25 protein-coding genes are annotated in these 26,339 nt (G+C 38.3%); 11 read left to right on the top strand and 14 right to left on the bottom strand.

Features of this window, described 5'->3' with window-relative positions:
• Positions 1-18 precede the first annotated feature (18 nt).
• Complete coding sequence (locus tag QUE09_RS05940; protein ID WP_286235284.1) at positions 19-768, top strand: DUF4097 family beta strand repeat-containing protein; 750 nt, start codon at positions 19-21, stop codon at positions 766-768.
• A gap of 71 nt (positions 769-839) precedes the next feature.
• Here QUE09_RS05940 and QUE09_RS05945 read toward each other — a convergent pair whose 3' ends face one another.
• Entirely contained in the window at positions 840-2,219 is a 1,380-nt protein-coding gene (locus tag QUE09_RS05945) for a class II fumarate hydratase (protein ID WP_286235285.1), read from the bottom strand.
• Between the two features lie 255 nt (positions 2,220-2,474).
• Between QUE09_RS05945 and QUE09_RS05950 the strand changes: the two genes are divergently transcribed.
• Positions 2,475-2,852: a hypothetical protein gene (locus QUE09_RS05950; RefSeq protein ID WP_286235286.1), complete on the top strand. Its 378-nt coding sequence runs from the start codon at positions 2,475-2,477 to the stop codon at positions 2,850-2,852.
• Between the two features lie 39 nt (positions 2,853-2,891).
• Positions 2,892-3,800 (top strand): 4-hydroxy-tetrahydrodipicolinate synthase, encoded by a 909-nt coding sequence (gene dapA, locus QUE09_RS05955; protein ID WP_286235287.1) that lies wholly within the window; start codon positions 2,892-2,894, stop codon positions 3,798-3,800.
• Here dapA and QUE09_RS05960 read toward each other — a convergent pair.
• On the bottom strand, positions 3,797-4,678 hold the full coding sequence (locus tag QUE09_RS05960; RefSeq protein WP_286235288.1) for an RluA family pseudouridine synthase: 882 nt from the start codon (positions 4,676-4,678) through the stop codon (positions 3,797-3,799). The genes dapA and QUE09_RS05960 overlap by 4 nt on opposite strands.
• 96 nt (positions 4,679-4,774) lie before the next feature.
• On the opposite strand from QUE09_RS05960, the gene QUE09_RS05965 reads away from it, so the two are divergent.
• Together QUE09_RS05965 and QUE09_RS05970 are read left to right on the top strand one after the other, a co-directional pair.
• Complete coding sequence (locus QUE09_RS05965) at positions 4,775-5,119, top strand: ribonuclease E inhibitor RraB (protein ID WP_286235289.1); 345 nt, start codon at positions 4,775-4,777, stop codon at positions 5,117-5,119.
• A gap of 2 nt (positions 5,120-5,121) precedes the next feature.
• Complete coding sequence (locus QUE09_RS05970) at positions 5,122-5,331, top strand: hypothetical protein (protein ID WP_286235290.1); 210 nt, start codon at positions 5,122-5,124, stop codon at positions 5,329-5,331.
• A 157-nt stretch (positions 5,332-5,488) separates the two neighbouring features.
• Here the strand turns inward: QUE09_RS05970 and QUE09_RS05975 are convergent, their stop codons facing one another.
• The 5 genes from QUE09_RS05975 to QUE09_RS05995 all read right to left on the bottom strand — a co-directional run bounded on the left by QUE09_RS05975 (position 5,489) and on the right by QUE09_RS05995 (position 8,822).
• The gene (locus QUE09_RS05975) at positions 5,489-6,163 is read right to left on the bottom strand and encodes a nitroreductase family protein (RefSeq protein ID WP_286235291.1); all 675 of its coding nucleotides are present in this window, start codon (positions 6,161-6,163) and stop codon (positions 5,489-5,491) included.
• Between the two features lie 151 nt (positions 6,164-6,314).
• On the bottom strand, positions 6,315-7,073 hold the full coding sequence (locus tag QUE09_RS05980; RefSeq protein ID WP_286235292.1) for a GNAT family N-acetyltransferase: 759 nt from the start codon (positions 7,071-7,073) through the stop codon (positions 6,315-6,317).
• Positions 7,070-7,519: a DMT family transporter gene (locus QUE09_RS05985; RefSeq protein ID WP_286235293.1), complete on the bottom strand. Its 450-nt coding sequence runs from the start codon at positions 7,517-7,519 to the stop codon at positions 7,070-7,072. The genes QUE09_RS05980 and QUE09_RS05985 overlap by 4 nt, the downstream gene beginning before the upstream one ends.
• On the bottom strand, positions 7,516-8,142 hold the full coding sequence (locus tag QUE09_RS05990; RefSeq protein ID WP_286235294.1) for a nitroreductase family protein: 627 nt from the start codon (positions 8,140-8,142) through the stop codon (positions 7,516-7,518). Before QUE09_RS05990 ends, QUE09_RS05985 begins: the two co-directional genes overlap by 4 nt.
• Before the next feature lie 83 nt (positions 8,143-8,225).
• On the bottom strand, positions 8,226-8,822 hold the full coding sequence (locus QUE09_RS05995; RefSeq protein ID WP_286235295.1) for a Crp/Fnr family transcriptional regulator: 597 nt from the start codon (positions 8,820-8,822) through the stop codon (positions 8,226-8,228).
• Between the two features lie 167 nt (positions 8,823-8,989).
• Between QUE09_RS05995 and QUE09_RS06000 the strand changes: the two genes are divergently transcribed.
• From QUE09_RS06000 to nudC, 3 genes are all read left to right on the top strand, one after another.
• Positions 8,990-10,387, top strand: coding sequence for an alpha/beta hydrolase (locus QUE09_RS06000; RefSeq protein ID WP_286235296.1), 1,398 nt, complete (start codon positions 8,990-8,992; stop codon positions 10,385-10,387).
• 64 nt (positions 10,388-10,451) lie between these two features.
• Positions 10,452-10,802 (top strand): winged helix-turn-helix transcriptional regulator, encoded by a 351-nt coding sequence (locus tag QUE09_RS06005; RefSeq protein WP_286235297.1) that lies wholly within the window; start codon positions 10,452-10,454, stop codon positions 10,800-10,802.
• 1 nt (position 10,803) lies between these two features.
• The gene (gene nudC / locus QUE09_RS06010) at positions 10,804-11,790 is read left to right on the top strand and encodes an NAD(+) diphosphatase (protein ID WP_286235298.1); all 987 of its coding nucleotides are present in this window, start codon (positions 10,804-10,806) and stop codon (positions 11,788-11,790) included.
• On the opposite strand, the gene QUE09_RS06015 is transcribed toward nudC, so the two are convergent.
• From QUE09_RS06015 to purL, 7 genes are all read right to left on the bottom strand, one after another.
• Entirely contained in the window at positions 11,755-12,204 is a 450-nt protein-coding gene (locus tag QUE09_RS06015; protein WP_350226390.1) for an MBOAT family O-acyltransferase, read from the bottom strand. The genes nudC and QUE09_RS06015 overlap by 36 nt on opposite strands.
• Positions 12,204-12,413, bottom strand: coding sequence for a zinc ribbon domain-containing protein (locus QUE09_RS06020; RefSeq protein WP_286235299.1), 210 nt, complete (start codon positions 12,411-12,413; stop codon positions 12,204-12,206). The genes QUE09_RS06015 and QUE09_RS06020 overlap by 1 nt, the downstream gene beginning before the upstream one ends.
• Before the next feature lie 42 nt (positions 12,414-12,455).
• Complete coding sequence (locus QUE09_RS06025) at positions 12,456-13,199, bottom strand: substrate-binding periplasmic protein (RefSeq protein ID WP_286235300.1); 744 nt, start codon at positions 13,197-13,199, stop codon at positions 12,456-12,458.
• A gap of 118 nt (positions 13,200-13,317) precedes the next feature.
• The gene (locus QUE09_RS06030; protein ID WP_286235301.1) at positions 13,318-14,031 is read right to left on the bottom strand and encodes a ZIP family metal transporter; all 714 of its coding nucleotides are present in this window, start codon (positions 14,029-14,031) and stop codon (positions 13,318-13,320) included.
• Positions 14,032-14,097: 66 nt separating this feature from the next.
• A complete protein-coding gene (locus QUE09_RS06035) occupies positions 14,098-16,500 on the bottom strand; it encodes a hybrid sensor histidine kinase/response regulator (RefSeq protein WP_286235302.1) in 2,403 nt (800 codons plus the stop codon).
• 263 nt (positions 16,501-16,763) lie between these two features.
• Positions 16,764-17,228 (bottom strand): GNAT family N-acetyltransferase, encoded by a 465-nt coding sequence (locus QUE09_RS06040; RefSeq protein ID WP_286235303.1) that lies wholly within the window; start codon positions 17,226-17,228, stop codon positions 16,764-16,766.
• 98 nt (positions 17,229-17,326) lie between these two features.
• Positions 17,327-21,256 carry a phosphoribosylformylglycinamidine synthase gene (gene purL, locus QUE09_RS06045; RefSeq protein ID WP_434017282.1) on the bottom strand — a complete coding sequence of 1,310 codons (3,930 nt, stop codon included), beginning with the start codon at positions 21,254-21,256 and terminating at the stop codon, positions 17,327-17,329.
• 152 nt (positions 21,257-21,408) lie between these two features.
• Between purL and mltF the strand changes: the two genes are divergently transcribed.
• The 3 genes from mltF to QUE09_RS06060 all read left to right on the top strand — a co-directional run bounded on the left by mltF (position 21,409) and on the right by QUE09_RS06060 (position 26,156).
• Positions 21,409-22,899 (top strand): membrane-bound lytic murein transglycosylase MltF, encoded by a 1,491-nt coding sequence (mltF, locus tag QUE09_RS06050; protein WP_286235304.1) that lies wholly within the window; start codon positions 21,409-21,411, stop codon positions 22,897-22,899.
• 184 nt (positions 22,900-23,083) lie between these two features.
• The gene (locus QUE09_RS06055) at positions 23,084-23,230 is read left to right on the top strand and encodes a hypothetical protein (protein ID WP_286235305.1); all 147 of its coding nucleotides are present in this window, start codon (positions 23,084-23,086) and stop codon (positions 23,228-23,230) included.
• 187 nt (positions 23,231-23,417) lie between these two features.
• Positions 23,418-26,156 carry a M16 family metallopeptidase gene (locus QUE09_RS06060; RefSeq protein ID WP_286235306.1) on the top strand — a complete coding sequence of 913 codons (2,739 nt, stop codon included), beginning with the start codon at positions 23,418-23,420 and terminating at the stop codon, positions 26,154-26,156.
• Positions 26,157-26,339 lie beyond the last annotated feature (183 nt).

Raw genomic sequence — 26,339 nt, forward strand, 5'->3', positions numbered from 1 at the left:
TAAAAAGGATAAGACCTAATGAAAAATAAAGTATTTTTAGCTGCAAGTTTATTATTGGCAACTTCTTCAGTAATGGCTGATATTACAGATGAAGTTAATAAGTCGTTTACTGTAAATGCAACGTCAGAATTTAGACTGAATAATGTAAACGGTGAAGTTGAAATACAAGGTTGGGATAAGAACGTTATTGAAGTTACTGCAACAATCAGTGCTGACAATGAACGAGCTCGTAACCGTATTGAAGTCCAAATGGAAGAGAATAGTCGCGGTGTTACGGTTGAAACACATTATAAAAAAGGCGATTGGAACAAACATTCGTCTGGCAGTGTCGATTATCAAGTAATGGTGCCAGTAGGTACAAAACTATCAGAAATTGAACTCGTTAATGGCTCTTTAACCGTGGAAAATGTATCTGGCATGATGAAATTACAAACGGTAAATGGTGCGATTGATGCGTCTGGTTTAGCGAATAACAGTGAAGTAAGCTCTGTAAATGGCAGTGTTGAACTCATTTATCACAGTGTATCTGATAGCCTTAACGACATTAACATTGAAACGGTTAACGGTCGTGTTATTTTGGTTTTGCCAGAAGAAATAAGTGCGGATGTCGAAGTAGAGACTATGCATGGTAGTATTAAAAATGATTTTGGTTTAAGTGCTAAGAAAAACATGTTCACCGGTCGTTCTTTGGAAGGTATGATCGGTAATGGTAAAGTTCAAATAGATATTGAAACAATAAACGGTAGTGTAAAAATCAAAAAGAAGTAGTAACCGATAAATATTGATTTCTCTGGCCTAGCGGTCGTAAACACAGACCGCTAGATTTTTCTTTTAGTTATTTACTGGATCCCACCTAAGGTTAATTTTATCGGATCAAGTAACTTTTCTAATTCTTCTCTACTTAGTTCTGTTTGTTCGGTGGCAACATCAATTATTGGTCTTTGTTGTTTATACGCTAATTGAGCAATATCAGCCGCTTTCTTATAGCCGATAATAGGATTTAGCGCCGTGATTAACATTGGGTTTTTCGATACCGATTGCGCTAATATTTTTGTATTTACTTTAAAGCTAGCAATTGCTTTATCTGCTAATAAGGTCGAAGTATTACTAAGTAACTCAATGCTTTCGATAAGGTTCTTTGCGATTAACGGTAACATGACATTAAGTTCAAAGTTACCCGACTGACCAGCAATAGTGATAGCTGTGTCATTACCTATTACCTGTGCTGCGACCATTGCTGCTGCTTCTGGGATAACAGGGTTCACTTTCCCAGGCATGATTGAGGAACCCGGTTGCAAGGCTTCTAATTCAATTTCGCCCAAGCCCGCCATGGGGCCAGAATTCATCCAGCGTAAATCATTAGCGATTTTCATCATAGACACAGCTGTTGCTTTCAATTGTCCAGATAAAGATACCGCGATATCCTGAGAACTAATATGTGTAAAAAAATTGTTGGCCGGCGTAAATGTTATGCCTGTGTTAGCTGATAGGGCTTGATAAAATAACGTAATAAACTGTTTATCGGTATTAATGCCTGTGCCTACTGCGGTGCCGCCTTGTGCAAGACTTTGTATACTTGGTTGTAAATGCTCAAGCTGAGCTATGTTTTGTTTTATTTGCTCTACCCAAGTTTGTAACGATTGACCTAATGTAATTGGCATGGCATCCATTAGGTGCGTTCTACCCATTTTAACATGATGTTCAACTTGCATTACTTTGTCTTGCGTTACACTGATAAGGTGGCGTAATGCGGGTAATAAGTTTTGCGTTAATGTTATAGCAGCACTTATATGGATTGTAGATGGAATAATATCATTACTGCTTTGACCGTAATTAACATGATCATTAGGATGTACTTCTTGTTGACAATATTGACTGGCGAGCGAGGCTAATACTTCATTCGCATTCATATTAGTACTGGTGCCAGAACCTGTTTGAAAAACGTCAACAGGGAAGTGTTGCATTAGGTCTTCGCTAAGCAGTGTATCTACAGCATCCGTGATGGCTTTTGACATATCGACTGGAATGCGATTTAGTTGGCCATTAGCTAGTGCGGCCGCTTTTTTAGCCATTAACAATGCACGTATAAAGTGTGTTGGCATTAATTGCCCGCTGATAGGGAAATTATCGATCGCTCTTTGCGTTTGTGCTCCATATAAGGCGTCTTTAGGAACATTGAGCGTCCCCAAACTGTCTTGCTCTACACGAAAATTACTCATAATACTTCCCTCTATAATTGCAGCAATGTACACCTTATCAATAAGGGCTAGCGCAAGTACAATGATTTACTGCAGTTGAGTGATAACCTTTATTAATTATGGAATGAACGGGAGAATTGTCTAATGGTGACACTATAGCCGTTTACTTAGTTCGAGCAGCCATTATCGTTATTATATAGGTTATTTTTCATATGTGGCTTTTCATTCGTTTAATTGGCAGTAAAATACCCGTATTGTAAGTACACAAGAACGATTATGTATACACGTGAACAACTTGTTGGCTCTTGGTTTAGTAGTCAACTACATGACAATGGTGAAACCCATACTGAACAGGCACACCTACATAACGATGGTACCTATGAATTTACTTTTACGGTATTTGATCAAGAATATCAAAGAGTTCAAGAGCAAATAGAAGTAGGAGATTGGGGATTAGTAGGAGATATCCACTTTACTATCGCTAGAGCGGAAGTTGATCATGAAGAAGCTTTCCCTGTAGATATGGCAAACCCTGATAATTATCATGCGTATCAAGTGATCCAGCTAGACAGTAAAATTTTTAAATATCAACATATAGTGACGAAAGAAGTGTTTATCCTTAAGCGTGTTATTGATAGAATCGCGCACTGTTGACAACTATTTTCCCATTATTGCAAAACGATCGAGAAATTCATGAAGCAAATACAATCAGCAAGCCTTATTACGGCTATAAAAACACCTTATGACGACCAAGGAGAAATTGACCTAGCGACATATGATCGTCTTGTTGCTAAACAGATAGAGGCAGGCGTCGACGGCATTATTGTTGGCGGCACAACAGGTGAAGGGCACTTGTTAAGCTGGGAAGAGCACTTAATGCTTATTGCACACAGTGTTCATCAATATGGTGAGTCGCTTATTATTATCGGTAATACGGGAAGTAATAATACACGTGAAGCTATTAAAGCGACTGAAAATGGATTTGCGATGGGGATGGATGCTGCGCTGCAAATAAATCCATATTATGGTCGCACATCTTCTCGTGGTGTCATTGAACACTTTCAAAAAGTGTTGGATATAGGGCCGGCATTTATTTACAACGTACCTGGTCGCACAGGCCAAGACCTTACGCCAGATATTATAGAACCAATTTCGACACATAAAAACTTTATAGGTGTTAAGGAGTGTTCTGGTAACGAGCGAATTAGTTATTATGAGCAAAAAGGTATTGCTTGTTGGTCTGGCAATGATGATGAATGCTTTGCAGGTCGTCATCAGTTTAATTCACATGGTGTTATTTCTGTAACCTCTAATTTAGTGCCAGGTCTAATGCGTAAGTTAATGGATGAACAGGATAGTACGCTAGATGCAGCAATGCAGGGGCTAATGAAGTGGCTGTTTTGTGAACCTAACCCTATTGCAATTAACACAAGTTTAATGATGACAGGTGCAGTGTCACCTAATTTTCGACTGCCTTATAAGGCACTTACAACTGAGCAACGTCAGCAAGGTTTAGCGCTGATGGAAGCGATAGGTCAAGAACACCTTGTTGGTGAACAATTAAACTTGCTTGACGACAGCGATATTCGCTACACACCTTAATGCTGTATGTCTATTATGTTTTTAGCAATAGCATTGAGGTTTGGCCTTAATGTTGTTGCTAACGATATTTCTCTCGTTTGCTCCGTCAATGGGCACAGGAAATTCAAATAGACAGCCGTCAGTTGCAAATCAATGGAAGTGTGCTCATTGGCTTGACCATGTAAACGATCGCCTACTATAGGAAACCCTATACTGGCAGCATGTTTTCTGATCTGATGTTTTCTACCTGTATCAATATTTACATCTAACAAACTTAAGTTTGATGCGCTTGATGTATCGAAACACGCAAAGGTTGTACTTGCCGGTTTTCCATCAATCGGTGTTTCAATATGGGCGTTATTGTTATTAAAAATACCATGTACAATTATTTGATAACGCTTCGTTATTGTTCTATTTTCAAAAATCTTACTTAATGCTCGAGCCGCTTTTTTACTGTGTGCTAATAAGATTAAACCCGATGCTGCTTTATCTAATCGGTGGACTAAAAATGCTGCTCTTTGAGGTTGAAGTTGTGTTTCCGCCCATCGTGTTATTGTGCAATGATCCCCCCATTTAGAACCGTGGCACGGCATACCGGAAGGCTTATATAAAACAGTATAATCACCAAAGTCCTCAATTAATTTTGCCGGTAAACAAGGTAGTGATAATACGTGCGAATCATAATAAAAATGCAATGTATCACCAGAGATGATTGTTTTTTTTATTTTTCTCAATCGTTTGACACGTTTATTGCGCTCAAGCCATAAAGCACCATTATTAATTGCTGATTTAATTTGACCATTACTTAAAGGCGTATAACGAGCAGCGGCTTTAGCAAGTAGCTCTATGATAGGTTGTTGGTCGCTAGCAATGGGCAAATGGAGTTCAAATTTGGTCATAATTCGCTTTAGTTAGGTCATTAAAAGGAAATAAATCACTGAATTATTCTGTCTAAGCCGTTACACTAGCTTCATTTTACGCAGAGAATTAAGTCTATGGAACGAGATTATACGCTATTTCCTGAAGATGAACATGGTGAAGCCCTTTGGCAGATGTTGTTGCAAGGTGATGATTTATCAATTGCCCGAGAATTTCAATTTTCAGTAATTTTTGCTAACCAAGAATCAGCTTTAAAATTTGGTCAACTGTTATTGGAAAACAACCAAAAGCTGTCATTTTGTCCTTATCCAGATAACAAAGACTTCCCGTGGGAGATCACTGCATATCCTGAAATGCCAGCCAGTTATGAAAATGTTACTGCTTACCAAGCTTTGTTAGAACAGAGCAGTGCACCACTTGCAGGCCATTTTGACGGCTGGTATTGTCATTCGGTTAATTGATTTTGCTTGATATTACCTCTTTAAAAACACTGCAAAAGCGCAGTAGCCAGTCTTTTCATCAGCAAAAAAAGTTTATTGCCGACGTTTTAGCGGGTAAACAATGCAATTGTCCTCATTGTGGTAAAGCGTTATTAGTAGAGTTTGACGAAGCACAAGGCATGACAAAAATTTTATGCAAAAAATTGTGTACTAACCTTGTTCTAGAACGCTAATTGCAAAGGCTTTATGCTAATTCATAAAGCCTTTTAAGTGTTTCAAGTGTGTAAACTTTTCCATGAATATTTCGTCGCGCAAACAGTGTAGCGTGATTGGGGCGGTATTAAACGATTTTAATAAGCGTAAATATCTATGCATACGCCTCTGAAAAGACTATAAAAAGGTGGCAATTTCATCTAAGGACTTTTTCACACTTGCATGATGTGGAATAGTTGCATCTTCTGCCGGATAACCAACCACCAATAGCATATATGCACGTTCATTTTCAGGTCTGTTACAAACTTTACTTAAAAACGACATTGGTTTTGGTGTATGTGTCAAGGTAACTAATCCACTTGAATGTAATGCGTTGATAAGAAACCCTGTTGCAATCCCCACCGACTCGTGCACATAGTAGTTAGTGTTACTATCATCGGCATGAATTCCCCCTTTTTTTTGACTAAAAATCGCAATTAACCAAGGAGCGTGCTCGAGGTATGGTTTATCGGCATCTGTGCCTAAAGGTTTGAGTGCATTTAACCATTCTTCGCCTGCTCTGCCAGCGTAAAAGCTACGTTCATGCTCTTCTGCTTGTTCTCTTATTTGCTTTTTAACTTCAGCACTGTTTACCGCAGCAAAATGCCACGGTTGATGATTGGCGCCACTAGGTGCAGTACCTGCTGCTTTGATGCAATTCTCAATGACTTCTCTTGCAACAGGACGATCACTGAACTTACGAATACTATGACGGCGTTTTATTTCTTGATAAAAGTGCTCTGAACGTGTGAGCATTTCGTTCTCAGGGTATTCAATGTAATCTAATAAAGGTGATGAGTCGTGTTGTTGCATAGTCGTTTCCTCAATTTTTCAGTAAGCATATCAAAAGTCAATTATATTGCAAGTGCAACATAATTGACTTTGAGTTATTTAGGTAACTGTTGTTTTAGTTGAGGTTTTACGAGCAATATAAGGTAATTATTAGTTGCTAAGAGGTGATTCTTCATATGAATGTTGGTTCATTGACAAAGTTGTTTACGGTAAATTGTTCAATAAACCCAAGTTTCTTATAAAGAGGTAGACCCACTTTTGATGCTTGTAAAACCAAGTGTTGTACACCCAATATCCTGCATTCTTCTATTAAAGCTAACATAATTGCTTTTGCGTAACCTTTACCTTGATGGTTGGGCAAAACACCTACTTGATGCACACCTGAGCAATTTTCACTATGAAGCAACATTGCGGCACCAATTGCTTTTCCACTTATCGACATTAAATACAAAGTGATATTTTTTTTATCCAAGAGCGATTTAATCACGTGTGACTCAATAGAGTAATTAAACGCTTGAGAGCCGATGTTACACCAGATGTTAATATCAGTATGATTACTGACTTCCTTTAACGTAATCGTACTATCCACCGTTGTTCTCTTATTGTCTATGGGAAGATACATTCCCGTTTGGCTAAAGCTATGCTGCCATCCAGCATCAAGTAGTTTTTTTGTTGTCCCTATAAAGTGTTCACTGGCTTTAAGTGTATGCCAGGTCGAAAGGATTGCGTTGTCAAAACGGCTATTAAGCAAGCCTATATATTTATCAGGTATGCTGACTATCGGAGTTTCTGTTGATTGAAACCAGTGTCTATATGGCCAATGTTCGGTGCCAAAAAAACGTGTACCCTCGTTGTGCACAATTTCTTTGGCGCCATAAAGTTGCCATAATTGTTGTAGGTTAGTTAGGTTTTCTTTAATAAGTGAATTCATGAGGATTTCCAGTTTACTAAAATGAGCCCAACAATCATTAGCAGGGCACCGAGAGCATTCTCTGTTTGAATAGATTTTTGAGGTAATGTTAACCATCCAAAATGGCTAATAGTCATTGCGCAGATCAACTGGCTCGTAAGTGCAATAGACATCACTGTGCTAACACCTAATTTGGGTATGAGGTAGTATAACAGACCAACACCCAGGGCACTGATAACACCTCCTGCAACCAATAGGTAGTCGGATAGATGTACTATTTGATTAAAGTTGACTTGTCTCCCTGTCGCTAAAAACAGTATTAGCACCGTAAGAAATGCAATAAAAAAAGCTACTGTGGTTGCGAAAAGAGTATTGTCTAGTAACAACCCAAGCTTAGTATTTATTGCTGCTTGTACAGCAATAGCTGCACCAGCAAATAGTGATAAGAGTGCTAAAGTGAGCATCATATTACCTCTACAAACTCTTCGTATGGGGTTCTGACTTTCTGTTGATAAGCATATTTGTCATCTTCATCACGAAATCCTAAAGGACAAATTACTGTCGTACGATATGCGCTATCTATTAATTTAAGTTCTTCATCAAATCCTTGTGGATCTATTCCCGTCATTGGGCAACTATCTATGTTGTTAATGGCTGCAGACGTTAATAAAGTGCCTAGTGCAAGATATGTTTGTTCTTTTGCCCACTGAGTAAAAGCGCCTTTATCTAATGCCATGATATATTGTTCCACCTGCTGGCGATAAGCTGCAACGTCTGATTCAGATGCGTTTTTTTGCGAACAATACTGCTGAAAATATGTGTCTATTAAGTACTCAGGCTCGCCAATGTAATGGGCTAAAACAAACAGGTGCGAGCAGTTTGCGACTTTATCTTGGCCAAATGAATGACTTAGTAATTTAGTTTTAATAGCCTGATCAGACACGACAATTAATTTAAAGGGTTGCAAACCAAAAGCGGATGGCGATAGTCTCGTGCTTTGAGCTAGTAACATAATTTGTTCGTTACTGAGTGTGTTCGTTGAAAATTTCTTTACTGCGTATCGCCATTGTAATGCTGTTAGTGTATCCATGAATATTCTCGTTGTTAAGGTTAAGATTAAGCTTAACGGCGAAGCGTACTCATGGCATTTACATAGGTTGATTGACGTTATAATTATTGCGTTTTTATTTTTCTAATTCTTGATAATTGCGTTGGTGTAATACCTAAATGAGACGCAATATGATATTGAGGTAATCGTTGTGAAAGTATTGGGAATTGAGTGATAAACTTTTGATAACGAGTTGCGGCATCTTGCTGCACAATTTCTATTTCTCTTTCATCTTTAGCTAAAAGCCAGTTTTTCTCTAAGTAATTTATATGAAATAACTTTATTTCATGATTGATAATGAGAAACTCGCGAAATTTTGCAAAATCAATGCGTATAAGCGTCGTGTTTTCAATGGCATCAATCGCTAATTTCGCAGGTGAGTGCGTTAATAGTGCGGTCATAGAACCCGGAAACATATCTTCTGAAAAGAATATCTTGTTATATTCTTGACCTTTTTCGTTGGCGCTAAAACCACGCATTAATCCTTGATAAATAAATGCAAATGAGGTTGGTATTTCGCCCAACGGATATAAAACGTGGCCAGCGTTTACCTGCTGAAATTGACAGAACGTTACAAAGGTCTGCCACGTTTCTTCACTTATCGGGTAATATGCGTTAATTGTTTGACGAAGTTTTTGAAAAGCAAGTGTTTTAGTTAACATATGGTAATCGAGAACAAGTTATTCGCAGATAATCATCGAGTGTAGGCTATTATTTTAACGACAATGAATTATGTTGCATATCGTTTGTTAAATATATAGTGGTCATTTATTGAATAAATACGTTTCATAGTGAGATATGTGCTCACACCAAGGTAGGAGTATACACAATGCGGAAAGGGGACATGCGGGATATTTGTAAAGGTGTTTATTGGGTTTTCTTAATTGGCTTTGTACTTAAAAGTTCTGCCTATGCTGCGGTTGTGGTACCAAAGGTGAATTGCCTATCCATTAATGCATATATGGATAAAATTGTTGCCTTAAAAAAGCATGGCAACTATCGAGAGGTTACCCCTACAGCAAAATCGCGATATTTTGACTACCAGTCATTGCCTAGTTTTAGCGAATATTTAGCTTTTACTCGACAGAAGATTGCTGCACTAAACCCCAAAGCACACATGCCTTGCCCGTTAGAAACAGCGGTAACTGAAAAATACTTAAGTAATGCTATTGAAAATCGAATCGTCGTCGATCTTATTCAACCTTTTGAAGTGGTACCTCAAAACGCCTCTACCGTTATTGTGTTATTACATGGTTTAACAGATTCGCCCTTTGTTTTTCATGATATTGCTGATCAGCTTTACCAACAAGGGTATGCGGTTAGAACGATGTTATTACCGGGGCACGCTACGGCGCCTGCAGATTTAATTAATGCAAAGGTTGAAGATTGGCAAATAATGGCCGAGTATAGTGTTCGACGCGCATTGAAAGATTATAAAAAAGTATATTTAGGTGGCTTTTCAACGGGCGGGGCTTTACTTATTGATCAGCTGCTGAGTAATAAACTGGCGAATGCGGAGCTAAAACGCATTAGAGGGTTATTATTATGGTCTCCTGCCAGTAAAGCTAAATCTGATTTTTCTTGGGCTGCTCAATATGTTGATTACATACCGTTTTTCGATTATTTGGCCAAAGGAGCTGATATCGATATTGCTAAATATGAGTCATTTCCAATAAACGCCGGTGCTCAGGTTCATCAGCTAATGACAACGATATCTGCAAAGCGAGAACGATTTGATAATCAACCTGACATTCCAGTATTTACTGTTGCTAGTGATGTAGATACAACCATTTCAACAGAAGCGACAATTGCCTTGTTAGCACGTTGGCACAACAATAAAAATCGACAAACGAAGACACAGGATCATTTAATGTACTTTGGCCGTGAAAAGCTACTAAATAAATTACCGTCGTCTTTTAAAGTGACCATATCGCAATGTCGAGATAAGTCATATTGTGGGCGCTTGATGGACATAGCACATACAGCGACTACAAATGCACCCACTAATTCATATTATGGTGTTAACGGCGTCTATCGAAATTGCCAACACATTAGCGACGATAAGCAATTTAATTTATGTAAAACACGCACCAATAATTTCTTTGGCGAAATTACAGCTGATAACTTGGCTAAAAAACCAGCAATGCAAAGGCTAACATTTAACCCTCAGTTTGATGAAATGATCGGGTTAATGAACCAGTTTCTAATAAAGACAAATAAAAACTAATATTTACTTGTGCTACACTTTCTGTATCATGCTACATAATTTGTAGCTAAATGGTGTGAGTAAAATGAATATTCCATTTCCAGGTAAACCTGTAAGAGGTTCAAAAACGGGCAAGCCGGTTATGGCGCTATTAGATTTGCTCGGTCGAACTTGGGCCTTAGGTATTATTTGGCAGTTGAACGAGCAAACTTTGACTTTTCGTCAACTCCAAACAGCGTGCGAAGGTATTTCTCCAACCTTATTAAACACCCGTATTAAAGAGCTTGTCTGTTTATCGTTACTGAAAAAAACAGTAAATGGTTACCAATTAACGTCACAGGGGCAATCTTTACTCGCACTCGTATTGCCACTTGGACCGTGGTCAAATGAATGGCAAGCAGTTGTTTCTGCTAAAAATTCGTTGCCGGAGTATTAACATGTCTAAACCAATTTCCTTAACAAAAATGCCTTTAAATCGATGCAGCGCCGAGCGTAAAAATGTTGACTGGTTAACTGAGCAGATCAAACATCCAGATGCAAGTTTTCTCGTTAGTTATCGAGGTAAATTCTTAATTCAAGTTGGACAACTAACCACATTATCACAGAAGCAAGTTGCGTCTTTAGATATAAGCTCTGTTACACGCGTGTTCTTGGGGCAGCAAGTAACAGATAGTTCACCATTATTTGTACTTGATTTTAGTGCCGTTAAGGAACAGCAATGGCAAATGATACATAAAAAGGAATTGTCAAAATATGCTGATCGTTTAAGTGATCTACGTAGTGCGTTAAATGATCTTCCTGCTGACTTAGCATCAATTGCAGGGTTCGCCAATGCCCTGGTTAATTGGCATCGTAGTCACCAGTTTTGCGGTTACTGTGGGGCAAAGCTGATAGATCATGAAGGAGGGCACGCTAAAAGGTGCAGTGATATTTTATGTGCCAAGACGGTTTTTCCTCGTACTGATCCTGTGGTGATTATGATCGTAGATCATGTCGATGAATACGGTGAACGTCGCTGCTTACTTGCCGGACATCAAAGAAGTCAGGGGCAAGTCATTTCAACACTTGCAGGTTTTGTTGATCCTGGTGAAACGGTTGAAGAAGCAGTGGCACGTGAAGTATTTGAAGAAGTTGGATTAAAAGCAAAGCATATTCACTACTTACGATCTCAGCCTTGGCCTTTCCCTGCATCTTTAATGCTTGGTTTTCACGTTACTGTATCAAGTAATATTACAAACATTGATCAAGTAGAAATAACGCACGTTAAATGGTGCACCGCGAATGATATTGCGAATTTTGACGATTGGGGAACTGGAAATGGCAACACTGAAATTCCAGGCAAACATTCGATTAGTCGATTTTTAATTGATTGGTGGTGCCAACAACAATTAGATAAAAGACTTAGTGATGATGTAATCGGTTAACAGGTAACTTGTTATTATCAATGTAATATTGGCACAAGCACGTAACCCCCATTTTTTTGATGTAACGGTCATTTCAAATTTCGAGGTGAAAATTACAACAATTCCCATAACTGCAAACCAGGGGGTAAAAAAGAAAATGGGCTTCAATTTAAGCAAAGAAATAGCGACATCGTGAAGTGCACCGCTAACACTGAAGGTAATAAATATTGCTACTGGTTTTGAGAGCACTTTTGTACAAGGCCGTTGAACATAATATGCGAGATAGTAGCTCCATATAGGGTTCCAATAGCACCAGAATTGAGCAAAAGATTTTGCACCTAGCGAGCGATAAAGCATGTTTTTCAATGAGTTTGAGTGCCCCAGTGGCACCCCTGTTCTGCGCTTTATGTATTGCTTGAGAGAAATATTCGCCATTATTGGGTCAAAAAATCGAAGATGTTACCTAACTTACTCGCTTCAGTACGATAGAATTCAGTGTAAGTGCAATTGTTGCAAATAACAGCTGTAAATTTTCTATTTTGCATATCAAAAATTTTAGACCAGCCACTGCCTGTGGTTGCTATGGAGTCGGTTTCAAAATGCTGACAGTCACATTTTGGACACTGCCATTTATTTTTATTCATAAGTTACCCTTACCGTGCACATGATCCGTTTACTTTTAAATGTTATGACTTGACATGTACGGATGAATACTGCTGAACCATTTCATGTACATCGCCGTTTTCAGCTAGCTGTTTTAACTGTTGCATAAAGCGAAATGCAATACTCTCACGACTAATTTTTTTCTTTTGATTATTAACAGTTAAAGAGCTATTAGCGTCAAATTTCTCGTTTTTGTCAAGTACTAAATACTTAGAATGTACAGAAAAACCAAGATACATCGGATGAATTTTATTGCAACAGTAGTGTACTTTTATGTCGTCATTAGGGTGTGTTTTTAGATGATATTGAATAACATCCGCACTATACGAATAAAAGTCTGCTTGCCCTATTGAAATTAGGTCTATAGCTTTTTTTAATGATAAATCGTATACAAATCTTAACGTAACGTTCTGATAATTTTTATTATCGTAATTTGCTCCTTGCGCCATTAACACGGTATGCCCTTGCATACCTTTGAACGAAGAAAGTGTTGCTGTATTTTTGCGAGATATGGTGGCACTACGGTAGACCAAGCCGTTTTCTATAAAATGTAAGTATTCAGCACGCTTTGAGTTGAAGCCTAAACCAGGATAAAAGTCTATTTCTCCTTGCTTTAGTAAAAATAGAATTCGCTTTTTGGGTGCTCTAATAATCTTTAATTTACAATTAATATTGGCCAACGCTTTTTTATATAGATTTTGGTAAATGCCATTATTACTGGGAGATTTTTCAATGTAAGGAAGTTTAGCATTTGTTCTGTATCCCATCGTAACGGTACAACTCAAACTCTTGAAACTAAAGAGTAAAAGTAAGAGTAGCGCAAAACATTCAACAACTTTTTTTGTCTTCATATATTGATTAAATAGTCTAAAATAGTTACGCATTCTAATGCATAAGCATATGCCCTAACATACCGCACATAAAACCAAAAACAGCCCAGAGTGGCGGCGACCAGTGTTGCTCTAATTTTACCTGTGGTGCGATGTCTTGGAAAATTGAATATAAGATACCACCAGAGGCAACTAACATTATAACCGACAAAATTTGTGGTAATTCATATAAAAAACTATAGCCTATAATCCCTGCAACAGTACCTAAGGTAGCGAGAGCGGTAAAAGAAATGATGATAGTCATCGACTTCATTGAAGAGGAATCTTTTAACTCTCTATAGGCATTAAATCCTTCCGGTATATTTTGTAGCGTTATTAACAGTGCTATTAAGTAGGCGCTTGAGCTGCCAGTCGCAAATGCAGCACCTAACGCTATAGCTTCAGGAATAAAATCTGAAAGCATGGCAACTAATTGACTGGCTGGGGTATCAATTTTCTTTAACAGAATATCAAGTGACATAAAACCAATGCCACCCAAAATAAGTGAAATACAAGCGGCTATAGGGGATAAGTTTGATATGCCTTCGGGCACAAGTACGAGTGCAACAGCAGATAACAACGCGCCACCACCTAACGCAATAACACCATGACGCAGTTCACTTTTAAGCCAGTAGGGGCGGATGTCTTCTATTTTCGCAAGTAAAGCGCCTAGAGGCATAGCTAAACCAGAAATAAGAGTTACGATGGCAACGGTAGCTAAAAGATCCATAAAAGCCTAATTCAACAGTATAATTGATACGTTTAGTGTCTAGAAAAGTGAGTTGTGAGTAAAGCGTTATTGACTATCTTTTGCATGATAATCAAAAAGGTGTGTCTTTAAAGCGGTTTTTAATAGGTCAAACGCTATTGGCTTTTCGATAAAGGCTTTGAATAGCTGTTCAGTTTTTTTCTTCTGTTGAATATTGGCGCTAATGGCAATAATGGGTGTGTCTTTAGTTGCAGGCTGTTGACGAAGCACGTTAGCCACTTCAATACCAGTTATATCAGGTAAGTTTATATCAATAAGAATTAAGTCGGGAAGCAGTGTATTTGCTTTTTTTATACCGTCTTTGCCGTTGTAAGCTGATGCTAACGTAACATTTGGATATTGCTTAAAGAAAGAGATAATTAAATGTAAATTAGATAAGTTATCTTCAATGTGAAGAATTGTAAATTGATGCGCTAAATGCTCAGAGTCTTGTGAAAATTCTGATCGAGCAGTACTTTGTTCAATCAAGGCGTTGTTAATTTGTTTGTTATTTTCCACTTCATTGTGTAGCGGAAGCTCTATCCAGAAGCTGCTTCCTTTTTGCCACACTGAATGAAAACCAACACGTCCATTTTGCAATTCAATTAATTGCTTGGTTAAATATAGACCTAGCCCGGTACCTTCAATATTTGTCGATTCTGGCGTTAACCTTTCAAATTGCTGAAAAATTCTTTTGTTATCAGCAGCTTTAATACCATCACCTTTATCCGTAACGGTTAACCGCAGAAATTTATCGTTTATAATTTTACTACTGATAGAAACTGTTGAATTTTCAGGGCTATACTTTACTGCATTTGATAGCAAGTTTAATAAGGCTTGCTGAGATTTGTCTTTATCAATATAGAGAGAGGGTAAATTGCTTGTGTAATTAGCAATCACGTTGATCGATTTTTTTTGCGCAAGCGGGGAAATTAAATCTATACAATCTTTTAACCATTGCTCTGCGTTTACAGCGGATAATGAAAGGCTACCTTTACCACTTTCAATTTTCGATATATCTAAAATATTATTGATCAACCTAAGTAGATGCCTAGATGCTTTTATAACCTCTAGGAAATGTTGTTTGTGAACGGAATCTAAAGCAGGCGCTGAACGCTCTAACGATAATTGTGAAAACCCTAGAATTGCATTTAATGGTGTTCTAAATTCATGGCTGACTGCTGCAACAAACTCCGATTTGGTTTGTGCTGTCTTGCGTGCTTCTTTTACTAACAAGTTTAGTTGTGACTCCTTTAACTTATCTTTAGTTAAATCACGTATTATTGCGCAGTAGAAAACACTATGTTCAAATTTAATGCTGTTAACCGCAACTTCAGCCGGAAAGTAACTGTCATTCTTTCGTTGAGCAAGTAGTTGTATTCGCTTGTCGGAAATTCGGTTAATAAGGCTATCATCAATAGTTAAATAGGTATTATTCTGATTTTCTGCACTAGCTAACAAAACGTGAAAATTACTGCCAATAATATCGAGCATATTGTAACCAAAATCTCGACAGGCGGAATTGTTAAAAGTAATGATGTTGCCAGCCTTATCGGTAATAATGATACTGTCTGCCGCGTTTGCGAGTATTGCCTTTAAAAAACTTTCACTCTTAATAAGTTGTTGTTGTAACTGCGTTAACGATTGTTGAGCGTTATGTTCTTGATAAATATAACGTGAGAGCGCGATCAATAGCTGCTGAAGCTCCGCAATATTACTTTGTTTGTCGGTAATATGTGCGAATGAAAGGGGAGGTTTTTGATTGGCATGTGCTAATTCGTGAGTTATTTCATCTAGTGGCTTGAGTAATTTAAAATAAAAAAAGCAAACCATACTGATAGCAATAATTAGCAATAAGCTCAGTACAAAGTAGCCAAATATTTTTATTGTACTTGTCGTTGTATTGGTACTTTGTTGTAAAACACTATTGTTTGTTTGTTGTTTTTTTAATAAAACTTGAGTGAGCGAATTGAGTGCCTCGATTGCATCATCATCTGAGATTCTCACCAAGTCATCCATTTCTTTTATCGGTATTTGACGAGTAATTAACTCCTGCAAAAAGAGCAAATTCATCTGATATTGACCTAAGGTATCTTGCAATGCTTCAAGCGCAATGCGCTCTCTTTCGTTTGTTGACAGTGATTGATATTGTGCTAATAAATCAAATGCATGTTTTATTTTTTGCTCGGCAGATAAAAAATATTGTTCATCGTGTCTTAACAAGTAATTTTTAAAATGATGAATAAAACCACCGTATCCTATAGTGGCGTATATATCTTTAATAATCTGATTTTGTTGATAAATTGATTGATGTGACTGCTTCCAATGTTCATTTGCTTTATTTACAGTAATTGTAGATTGATAAAACACTATGACGGTGATAAAAATTGCAATGAATAACGCGGCAGCGATAAGTCCAATATAGTACTTTGCAGTTAATGGTCTACTCACATCTCATCCTTGAAGTTTGCGCAGCTTAAAAGCAATTTGTATTACACGTTCAGCATAGTGAACAAATTGGCGAATACAAATATTTATACGGAGAAACTTAGTTAACTATAGCAGAACTAATGTAGATCGTAAGTTAGTCAATGTGTCTTGCAGCTTTGAGTGTAGGTACAATTATTTGATAGTGCTAAAGTTATCTAAAGTCATAACTCGTAAGTTAATAGTATCAATGTTAACTGGCTTGAGCTGTGAGCGTACAATACCTATTAACGTTGCTTTTTAATCATATAGCGACAATTTTCCAAGGGCATATCGCCAGGGTAAGGGGTAAATTGAAAGCCGTGCTTTATATAGGCTTTTTCTGCAGTTGCATTATTTGTTAAAACGAAGAGTGATACTTCATTTACTGCTAATGTTTTACAACCTAAATGGGATAATGCTTGCAATAAGATCTCAGCAATACCTTTACCTCTCTCATCAGGGTTGACGACAAGTCGACCTAAATGGCAGCGATTTGCTCTAAGGTAAAATTGACCAAAAGCTAGAAAATTATTTTCACTATCTATTAATGCAAATGAAGATAATGTGGAAACTTTTAAATCTTCTTTGAAGCTTTGTTCATTGAAAGGGTAGCGAAATCCGGGCCCAGACCAAAGGGATAACGAGTGCTCATTTGGAAACCACGACATGAGTTTACGAATATGTTCAGTTGATGCAGGAGTGAGTTTCATGTAGTAAGAGATTTATTCATTAAACAGCTATAAGCAGTATATAAGTATTGTCCGTTGATGACAAAAAAGCCCTGCAGATGCAGGGCTTTAATAATGGTTTATCCAACAAATTTTCTCGCATTACGGAACATACGTACCCAAGGCGAGTCTTCTTGCCAATCATCTGGGTGCCATGAATTCGCTACGGTACGGAAAACACGCTCAGGATGAGGCATCATAATGGTTACACGTCCATCTGTTGTGGTTAACGAGGTTATACCATCTGGCGAGCCGTTAGGATTAGCTGGATAAGTTTCAGTTACGTCACCATAGTTATTAATATAACGCATAGCAACCGTTCCTGAATCGTTGGTAGCAGCAATCGCATCTTCATTTACAAATTCTGCACGACCTTCTCCATGTGACACAGCGATTGGCATACGAGAACCTTCCATACCTTTGAAGAAAATAGAAGGGCTCTCTTGAATTTCAACTAATGAGAAGCGAGCTTCAAAACGTTCTGATTTATTTTGTACGAAATGTGGCCACGCTTCTGTCCCCGGAATTATTTCTTTTAGGTTTGATAACATCTGACAACCGTTACATACACCTAGCGAAAAGGTGTCTTCGCGGTGGAAGAATGTTTTAAACATTTCTCTAGCGTTAGCGTTGAATAAAATAGACTTTGCCCAACCTTCACCGGCGCCTAATACATCACCATAAGAGAAACCACCACAGGCAACTAAGCCTTTAAATTGTGCTAAATCTATTCGTCCAGATAAAACGTCAGACATGTGTACATCAATTGCTTTAAAGCCCGCACGATCGAAAACCGCTGCCATTTCAACGTGAGAGTTTACCCCTTGTTCACGTAAAATAGCGACTTTAGGGTTATCACCAGATTGTGCATCTTGAGCAATTAAGTTTGCAACGATGTCTTCGTTAATATCATAGGTTAATGCTACGTTTAATCCAGGGTCTTCAGTATCAAACTTAACATCAAACTCTTGTTGTGCACATTCAGGGTTATCGCGCAACGCTTGCATATTGAGTGTTGTTTCAGCCCAAACGGTACGGAAGTATGTGCGACTGTTCTCAAGTATTGTTTCATTATCGCGTGAAAAGCGAATAGTATCGTCATTATTAATGCGACCAATATCTGTACATAGCGATAAAATACCATGTTGCTCAAATATTTGATGAACATGCTCTGTATCTTGTTCGCGAATTTGAATAACGGCACCTAGCTCTTCATTAAATAACACGCTTAGATTGTCACCTTTAAGTGCTGATAGATCGATATCAACACCAGTGTGACCAGCAAACGCCATTTCAACAACAGAAGTAAATAAACCACCGTCACTTCTATCGTGATAAGCAATTAACGTTTGATCGGCGACGAGGGTTTGAATCGCATTAAAGAAACCTTTTAGCGTTTCAGGGTTATCAACATCAGGAGTTTCAGTACCAAGTTGCTTGTATACTTGCGCTAAACACGAACCACCTAAACGATTTTTACCATCTGATAAATCAATCGCAATGATTCGGGTATCACCCATATCGGTTCTTAGTTGTGGTGTCACCGTTTTACGCACGTCTTCAACTCGGCCAAAAGCGGTGATCACTAATGAAAGTGGCGCAGTAACTGCTTTTTCTTCACCATTTTCTTGCCACTTGGTTTTCATCGACATTGAGTCTTTACCAACAGGAATCGTTAAACCGAGCGCAGGACAAAGTTCTTCACCTACGGCTTTAACTGCTTCATAAAGGCCTGCATCTTCGCCTGGATGACCAGCTGCTGCCATCCAGTTTGCTGAAAGTTTAATGCGATTTAAATCGCCAATATCAGCAGACGCTATGTTTGTTAATGATTCTGCAACCGCTAATCGTGCTGATGCTCCATAGTTAAGTAATGCAACTGGCGTACGTTCACCCATTGACATGGCTTCACCATGATAAGAATCAAGCGCAGCGGTAGTTACTGCACAGTCAGCAACAGGTACTTGCCAAGGACCAACCATTTGATCTCGTGCTACCATGCCAGTTACCGAGCGGTCACCAATGGTAATAAGGAAGGTTTTTTCTGCTATCGTTGGCAACCGTAAAATACGATCAGCAGCATCTTCAAGGGTTACATCTACTAAATTAAGTGCAGCACCTGTTTCTTGTTTACTTGTAACGTTACGATGCATTTTAGGTGGCTTACCTAATAATAAATCAAGTGATAAATCAATAGGCTTATTCAATTGTTCATCGTTAGCAAAGTGAGCGTCAGTTAAGGTAAGGTGCTCTTCTTCTATCGCTTTACCAACAACAGCAAAAGGAGCACGCTCGCGACGACAGATTTCTTCAAAAATGGCTAGCTTTTCATCTGATACCGCTAATACGTAACGCTCTTGAGATTCGTTACACCAGATTTCTAATGGTGACATGCTGCGTTCATCATTTGGCACATTGCGTAATTCAAAGTTACCACCTCGACCGCCATCTGCAACAAGTTCAGGGAAGGCGTTCGATAAACCACCAGCACCTACATCATGGATGAAAAGAATAGGGTTTTCATCTCCAAGTTGCCAACAACGATCAATAACTTCCTGACAACGGCGTTCCATTTCTGGGTTTTCGCGTTGAACGGATGCAAAATCTAAATCTTCGGCGGATTGACCTGATGCCATTGACGAAGCTGCACCACCACCTAAGCCGATATTCATTGCTGGGCCACCTAAGGCGATAAGGTTAGCACCAACGTTTATTTCACCTTTTTGCACATGCTCGTCACGAATGTTACCAAGACCGCCAGCAAGCATGATAGGTTTGTGATAACCACGAATTTCTTTACCGTTAAATGAATCAACTTGCTCTTCATAGGTACGGAAGTAACCTAAAATATTAGGGCGTCCAAATTCATTATTGAACGCTGCGCCACCAAGAGGGCCTTCCGTCATTATATCTAATGCAGATACGATGCGCTCAGGCTTGCCAAAGTCTGTTTCCCAAGGCTGTTCAAAGTTAGGAATACGTAAATTAGAAACAGTAAAACCAACTAAGCCCGCTTTAGGTTTTGAACCGATACCTGTAGCCCCTTCATCACGAATTTCACCACCTGAACCAGTCGCTGCACCAGGATATGGAGATATTGCCGTTGGGTGGTTATGGGTTTCAACCTTCATCAGAATTTGAATATCTTCATGATGATAACCGTATTCTTTACTCTCAGGGTTCGGGAAAAAGCGTCCACCTTCTGAGCCGACCATTACCGCAGCATTATCTTTATATGCACTTAATACGAAATCTGGGTTAGTTTCATATGTGTTTTTAATCATTTTAAATAATGATTTAGGCTGTACTTCGCCATCAATTGTCCAATCAGCATTGAAAATTTTATGACGACAATGCTCTGAATTCGCTTGTGCAAACATATACAATTCAATGTCATTCGGGTTACGACCAAGCTTTGTAAAGTTTTCAACAAGGTACTCTATTTCATCATCAGCTAAGGCTAAACCGAGTTCAATATTTGCTTTAGCTAATGCATCTCGGCCACCCGTTAAAATATCAACCGCATTAAGTTTGCCGGGTTCAGCCGTTGCGAACAGTGCTTGTGCTTGTGCAAAGTCACTAAATGTAACTTCCATCATGCGATCATGAATTAAGCCATTTAATTGCTGTTGCTGTTCGTTTGAAAGTTCAGCACTTTCAATGTAATAAGCCAGGCCACGTTCTAGTCGAATAATTTTGTTAAGACCACAGTTATGTGCAATATCTGTAGATTTTGATGACCAGGGTGAAATAGTGCCAGGACGAGGTGTTACAAGTACAAATGTACCAGTAGGCTCATGTTCTTCAATTTTAGGACCGTAGGTTAGCAGTTTTGCTAATACGGTTGTTTCATGTTCATTAAGCTCAGCATTTAAGTGTGCAAAGTGCGTGAACTCGGCATAAATATCGGTTACAGGAAGGCTAAGTTCAGCACACTGATCAAGTAGTTTCTTAATACGAAAATCAGATAAGGCTGGAGCGCCACGAAGAGTTTGAATCAACATCGCCATATTATGTAGTCACCAAGGTTGGATTTATTGGATTAAAAATCGCGCGTATTATAGTGTAAAAGCAGGGCAATAGTAAAAAAATTTCCTTGTTTGTTTTAGGTAAAATTAAAAAAAGACTATGATAAAAAATAAAAGCACGCCACAATGGAACTATGAACGCTGTACGTTATAAACATTATCAAAACTTACTCCTTGTTTTGCTGTTGTGTATTCCTCTGGTTTTTGGCCTTAGTGGCTGTCGAGACAAGCCAGAGAATTCAGGACTCACAAAAGTTGCAAAGCAAGGCTATATCACAGTTGGTACCTTATATGGCTTAACCAGTTATTATATTGGTGCTGAAGGGGAAACTGGTTTTGAATATGAGCTAGCAAAGAAGTATGCCGACTTTTTAGGTGTTGAATTAAAAATTGTCGCGAGTTACAGCTTGGAAGAGCTTTTTTCATTGTTGGATAACGGTGAAGTTGATTTTCTAGCCGCTGGTTTAACAATTACAGATAGTCGTTTAAAACGGTATGATTTTGCACCAAGTTATAATCAAATAAGCCAGAAACTTGTTTTTAAACAAGGGAATGAGCGTCCACGTGACCTTGATGACTTGACAGGCACGCTAATCGTAACAGCAAATTCGAGTCATGTTGAAAACCTACAAGATTTACAAAAGTCAAAATCTTCACTTAGCTGGCTTGAAACTAAAGCATTAGATAGCGAAGAAATTTTAATTCGTATTTTAAACGACGAAGTAGATTATACCATTATTGACAGTCACACTTTGTCAGTAAGTCGACGCTATTACCCCGAAATTAGTATCGGGTTTACCATCAAAGAATCTGCACCACTTGCTTGGCCTGTTAGTAAAAGCGGCGATGATTCCGTACTTGCTAGTTTAATTGAGTTTTTTGGCCAAATTCATCATAACGGCACATTATTAGCGCTTGATGATAAGTATTTTGGGCATGTAGAACAGTTTAATTATGTTGATACCCGTACCTTTATTAAAGCAGTGGAAACAATATTGCCGACTTATCGACCACTTTTTGAAAAATATGGTCAAGAGATTGATTGGCGCTTGTTGGCTGCCATTAGCTATCAAGAATCTCATTGGAACCCTAAAGCGAGATCGCATACAGGTGTTAGAGGCATGATGATGTTAACCTTGCCTACGGCAAAACAAATGGGCATTAAAAGCCGTATCGATGCAGAGCAAAGTATTCGCGGTGGCGCAAAATATTTCCAACAAATGTTTGAACGAATGCCTGAACGTGTGCCACATCCAGACAGGCTTTGGTTTGCCTTAGCGTCATACAATGTTGGTTTAGGTCATTTAAATGACGCACGCGAGATAACGCGGTTACAAGGTGGTGATCCAGACAGGTGGGTTGATGTTAAGCAACGTTTGCCATTGTTAAAACAGAAACAATATTACAAATTCACACGTTATGGTTATGCGCGAGGCGATGAGCCGGTTAATTATGTAGACAATATTAGGCGTTATTACGATACGTTAACGTGGATGGATGAGAAACAGCAAGAAGCTGAACAACACCGATTGCAGGAAGCAGTTGAAATAGAAAAGCAGACAGGAGAAATTCCAGCGAGTAAGGTGGCTGAAAAACCTATACCCGACGTACCTGCTGCACAGTAACAATAAAGTCGTTATTCATATCTCTTTACACATTATTCGATTGTTTTCATTAAACTGTCATAAAATGTCTTGATAATAGCACTCGTAGATACCATATTAGTAAAAGCGCTTATTGAACTTTTGTTAATAGCATGGTCTATATAAGTGTGCATCAGGCATAACGCATAAAATAGGAGGTAATAATATGCAAAAAGCACGTAAAGTGTCACATTCGATTCAGCGTAAGCGCTTAATGAATAGACACAAAGTAAAGGTGAATAGTCGTCGTTTGACGCATTTTATTCAAGAAAGTCAAGAACTAAACTGCACTCATAACGGTAGCGTAAATTAATACTCGCTACCGTTCGCTTAGCTAATCCCATCTTAATCTTCACTTGAGTCATTAACTTGCTGATTTATCAAGTGTTCATAATTCTACACAAAATGTTACAAACTTATTCTAAAAGATTTAGTTACATCTTTAACAATTAATTAACACTTTGCTACATTGTTATTACCTTAGTAAAAAGAGAATAATAATGTTAAAAACATGGTTTAAACCGTCACAAATCGCCTTAGCAGCGTCTATTTGTGTAACAACGTTAGCACCTGCTGCTTTTGCTGAAAAAATCAAACAAGTGACTTCTGTAGAAGGGATCACTGAATATCAACTTGATAATGGTTTACAAGTCTTATTATTTCCAGACAACACCAAAGAAACGGTTACAGTAAATGTTACTTATCATGTTGGCTCTAAACATGAAAATTATGGTGAAACAGGTATGGCTCATTTGCTTGAGCATCTTGTTTTTAAAGGAACACCTAAGCATAAAGATATTCCTGCGGAATTAAGTTCTCATGGTGCTAGACCCAATGGCACAACATGGACTGATCGTACTAACTATTTTGAAACCTTTGCTGCTACAGAAGAGAATATTGACTGGGCATTAAGCATGGAATCAGATCGTATGGTCAATTCGTTTATTGCGAAAAAAGATCTAGATAGCGAAATGACCGTTGTGCGTAATGAATTTGAACGTGGTGAAAATAATCCGTTTAGAATTACTATACAGCGTATGTTGGCGGCTGCTTTTGAGTGGCATAACTACGGCAAGTCTACTATTGGTGCTCGTGCTGATTTAGAAAATGTGCCAATTGATCGATTACAAGCTTTTTATCGAAAGTACTATCAACCAGATAATGCTACGTTAACGATCGCGGGTAAATTTGATGTTGATGTAATGTTGGATAAGATAAGTGCGACATTTGGTAAAATTCCAAAACCAGATCGCGTAATTGCGCCATTGTATACACAAGAGCCTGCACAAGATGGCGAAAGAGAAGTCAATATTCGCCGAGTAGGTGATGCTCAAATGCTAGGTGCGGTATATCACGTACCAGCAGGCTCTCATCCAGACTTTGCTGCTATTGACGTATTGAACGAAGTATTAACGGCGCAAGCAACAGGTCGATTACATAAGTCATTGGTTGAGAAAAAGCTTGCTAGTAATGCCTTTGGTTTTAATTTTCAATGGGCTGAACCTGGTGTAGCGATCTTTATGGCTGAAGTTGACAAGACAACTGAGTTAGCGAAAACCGAACAAGCATTCCTCGCGACATTAGAAGATATTAGCGCTAACCCAATTACGTCAGAAGAGGTAGAAAAAGCAAAACGCACAATTTTAAAAAATACAAAGTTAGCGTTTAACTCTTCAGAGCGAATTGCAATGGAGTTAAGCGAATGGCTTGGCATGGGGGATTGGCGTTTATTATTTCTAAATAGAGATCGTATTGAAAAAGTAACGGCTGATGATGTAAATCGAGTTGCTGCAAGTTATATCACACGTAATAACAGAACTGTGGGTAAATTTATTCCTGCTGAGAAACCTGAACGTGTTGAAATTCCTCAAGTAGAGAGTGTTTCTGCTATGGTTGAAGGCTATAAAGGTCGTGAAGCTGTAGCGCAAGGGGAAGCTTTTGAACCCTCACATGATAACATTGATAAACGTACAGAAATCAGCAAATTAGATACTGGTGTTAAAGTAGCTTTATTGCCTAAGAAAACACGTGGTGAGTCTGTTGTTGTACGAATTAATATGCAAATGGGTGACTTACTTTCTTTGCAAGGTTTAAATGCTGTTGGTGATGCAACAGGTGCTATGTTAATGCGTGGTACTGAGAACTATACGCGTGAACAGCTTAAAGAAGCATTTGATAAGTTAGAAGCACAAGTGAATGTTGGCGGTGGTGATACCTATGCGTATGTTACAGTCAATACCACACGTAAAAACTTAAATGACACATTAAAACTCGTTGGTGAAGTGCTACAAAAACCTGCGTTTAGTGAGAAAGAGTTCGATCTGTATAAGAGTGAAACAAAAGTTGGTATCGAGCAGCAGTTACAAGACCCACAACGTATTGCCTTTAAAGCATATTCTCGTCATCAAAGTCCATATCCAAAAGGGCACCCAAACTATGTACCAACATTTGAAGAAATGTTAGCGGCATTAGGTGCTGTAACTTTAGAGGATGTTCGTCAGTTCCATAAAGACTTCTATGGTGCATCTAGTATGCAAATTACTGTAGTGGGTGATTTTGATGAAGCTGCGACAACTAAAGTTTTAGATGAAATGACGGCTAATTGGCAAAGTAGTAAAGGTTATTCCCGTATCGATAATCCTTACAAAAAACTGTCAAATGAAACCATGACTTTTAACACTCCTGATAAAGAAAATGCTACCTTTGTTGCTTCAATTAGTATTCCTGTTGGGCAAAACCATCCGGATGCACCGGCACTGACCATTGGCAATTATATGTTAGGCGGTGGCTTTTTAAATAGTCGATTAGCAACACGCTTACGTCAGCAAGATGGTTTAAGCTACGGTGCAGGATCTTTCTTAAATATTAGCGACTTCGATCAACGAGCTGCATTAGGAGCTTATGCTATATGTGCACCTCAAAATTTGGCGAAAGTTGAAATTGGCTTTAAAGAAGAAATTGCTCGTATGCTTAAAGATGGTTTTACGGCTGAAGAAGTTGCGGCAGCTAAATCAGGTTTATTGCAAGGTCGTAAAGTAAGTCGCTCTCAAGATAGAGAACTTGCAGGTAAATTAAATACTAATTTACGTCTCGATCGCACCATGCAATTTAGCAAAAAATATGAGGCACAAATTGCAAAATTGACAGCTGAAGATATTAATAATGTTATGCGTAAGTACTTAACGGTAGATGCGTTTGCGATTATTAAAGCGGGCGATATGTCTAAAGTGGAAAAATAATTAGCGGCAATTAATAGAAAAGGAAGCCATTTGGCTTCCTTTTTTTATTGTTAACTTAAAAGCGCCTCTTATGGAGGCAGTGATCGTTCATTCTGGGATTAGCCTGTAAAGCTTAGTTTTAACAATATTAATTACATTGTTTTCAAGTAGCTTTTTAATGCTAAATTGCCGTGATGGAGCTTT

It is taken from the genome of Thalassotalea sediminis (genome assembly GCF_030295915.1).
In the GTDB taxonomy this organism is placed as follows: Bacteria; Pseudomonadota; Gammaproteobacteria; order Enterobacterales; family Alteromonadaceae; genus Thalassotalea_C; species Thalassotalea_C sediminis.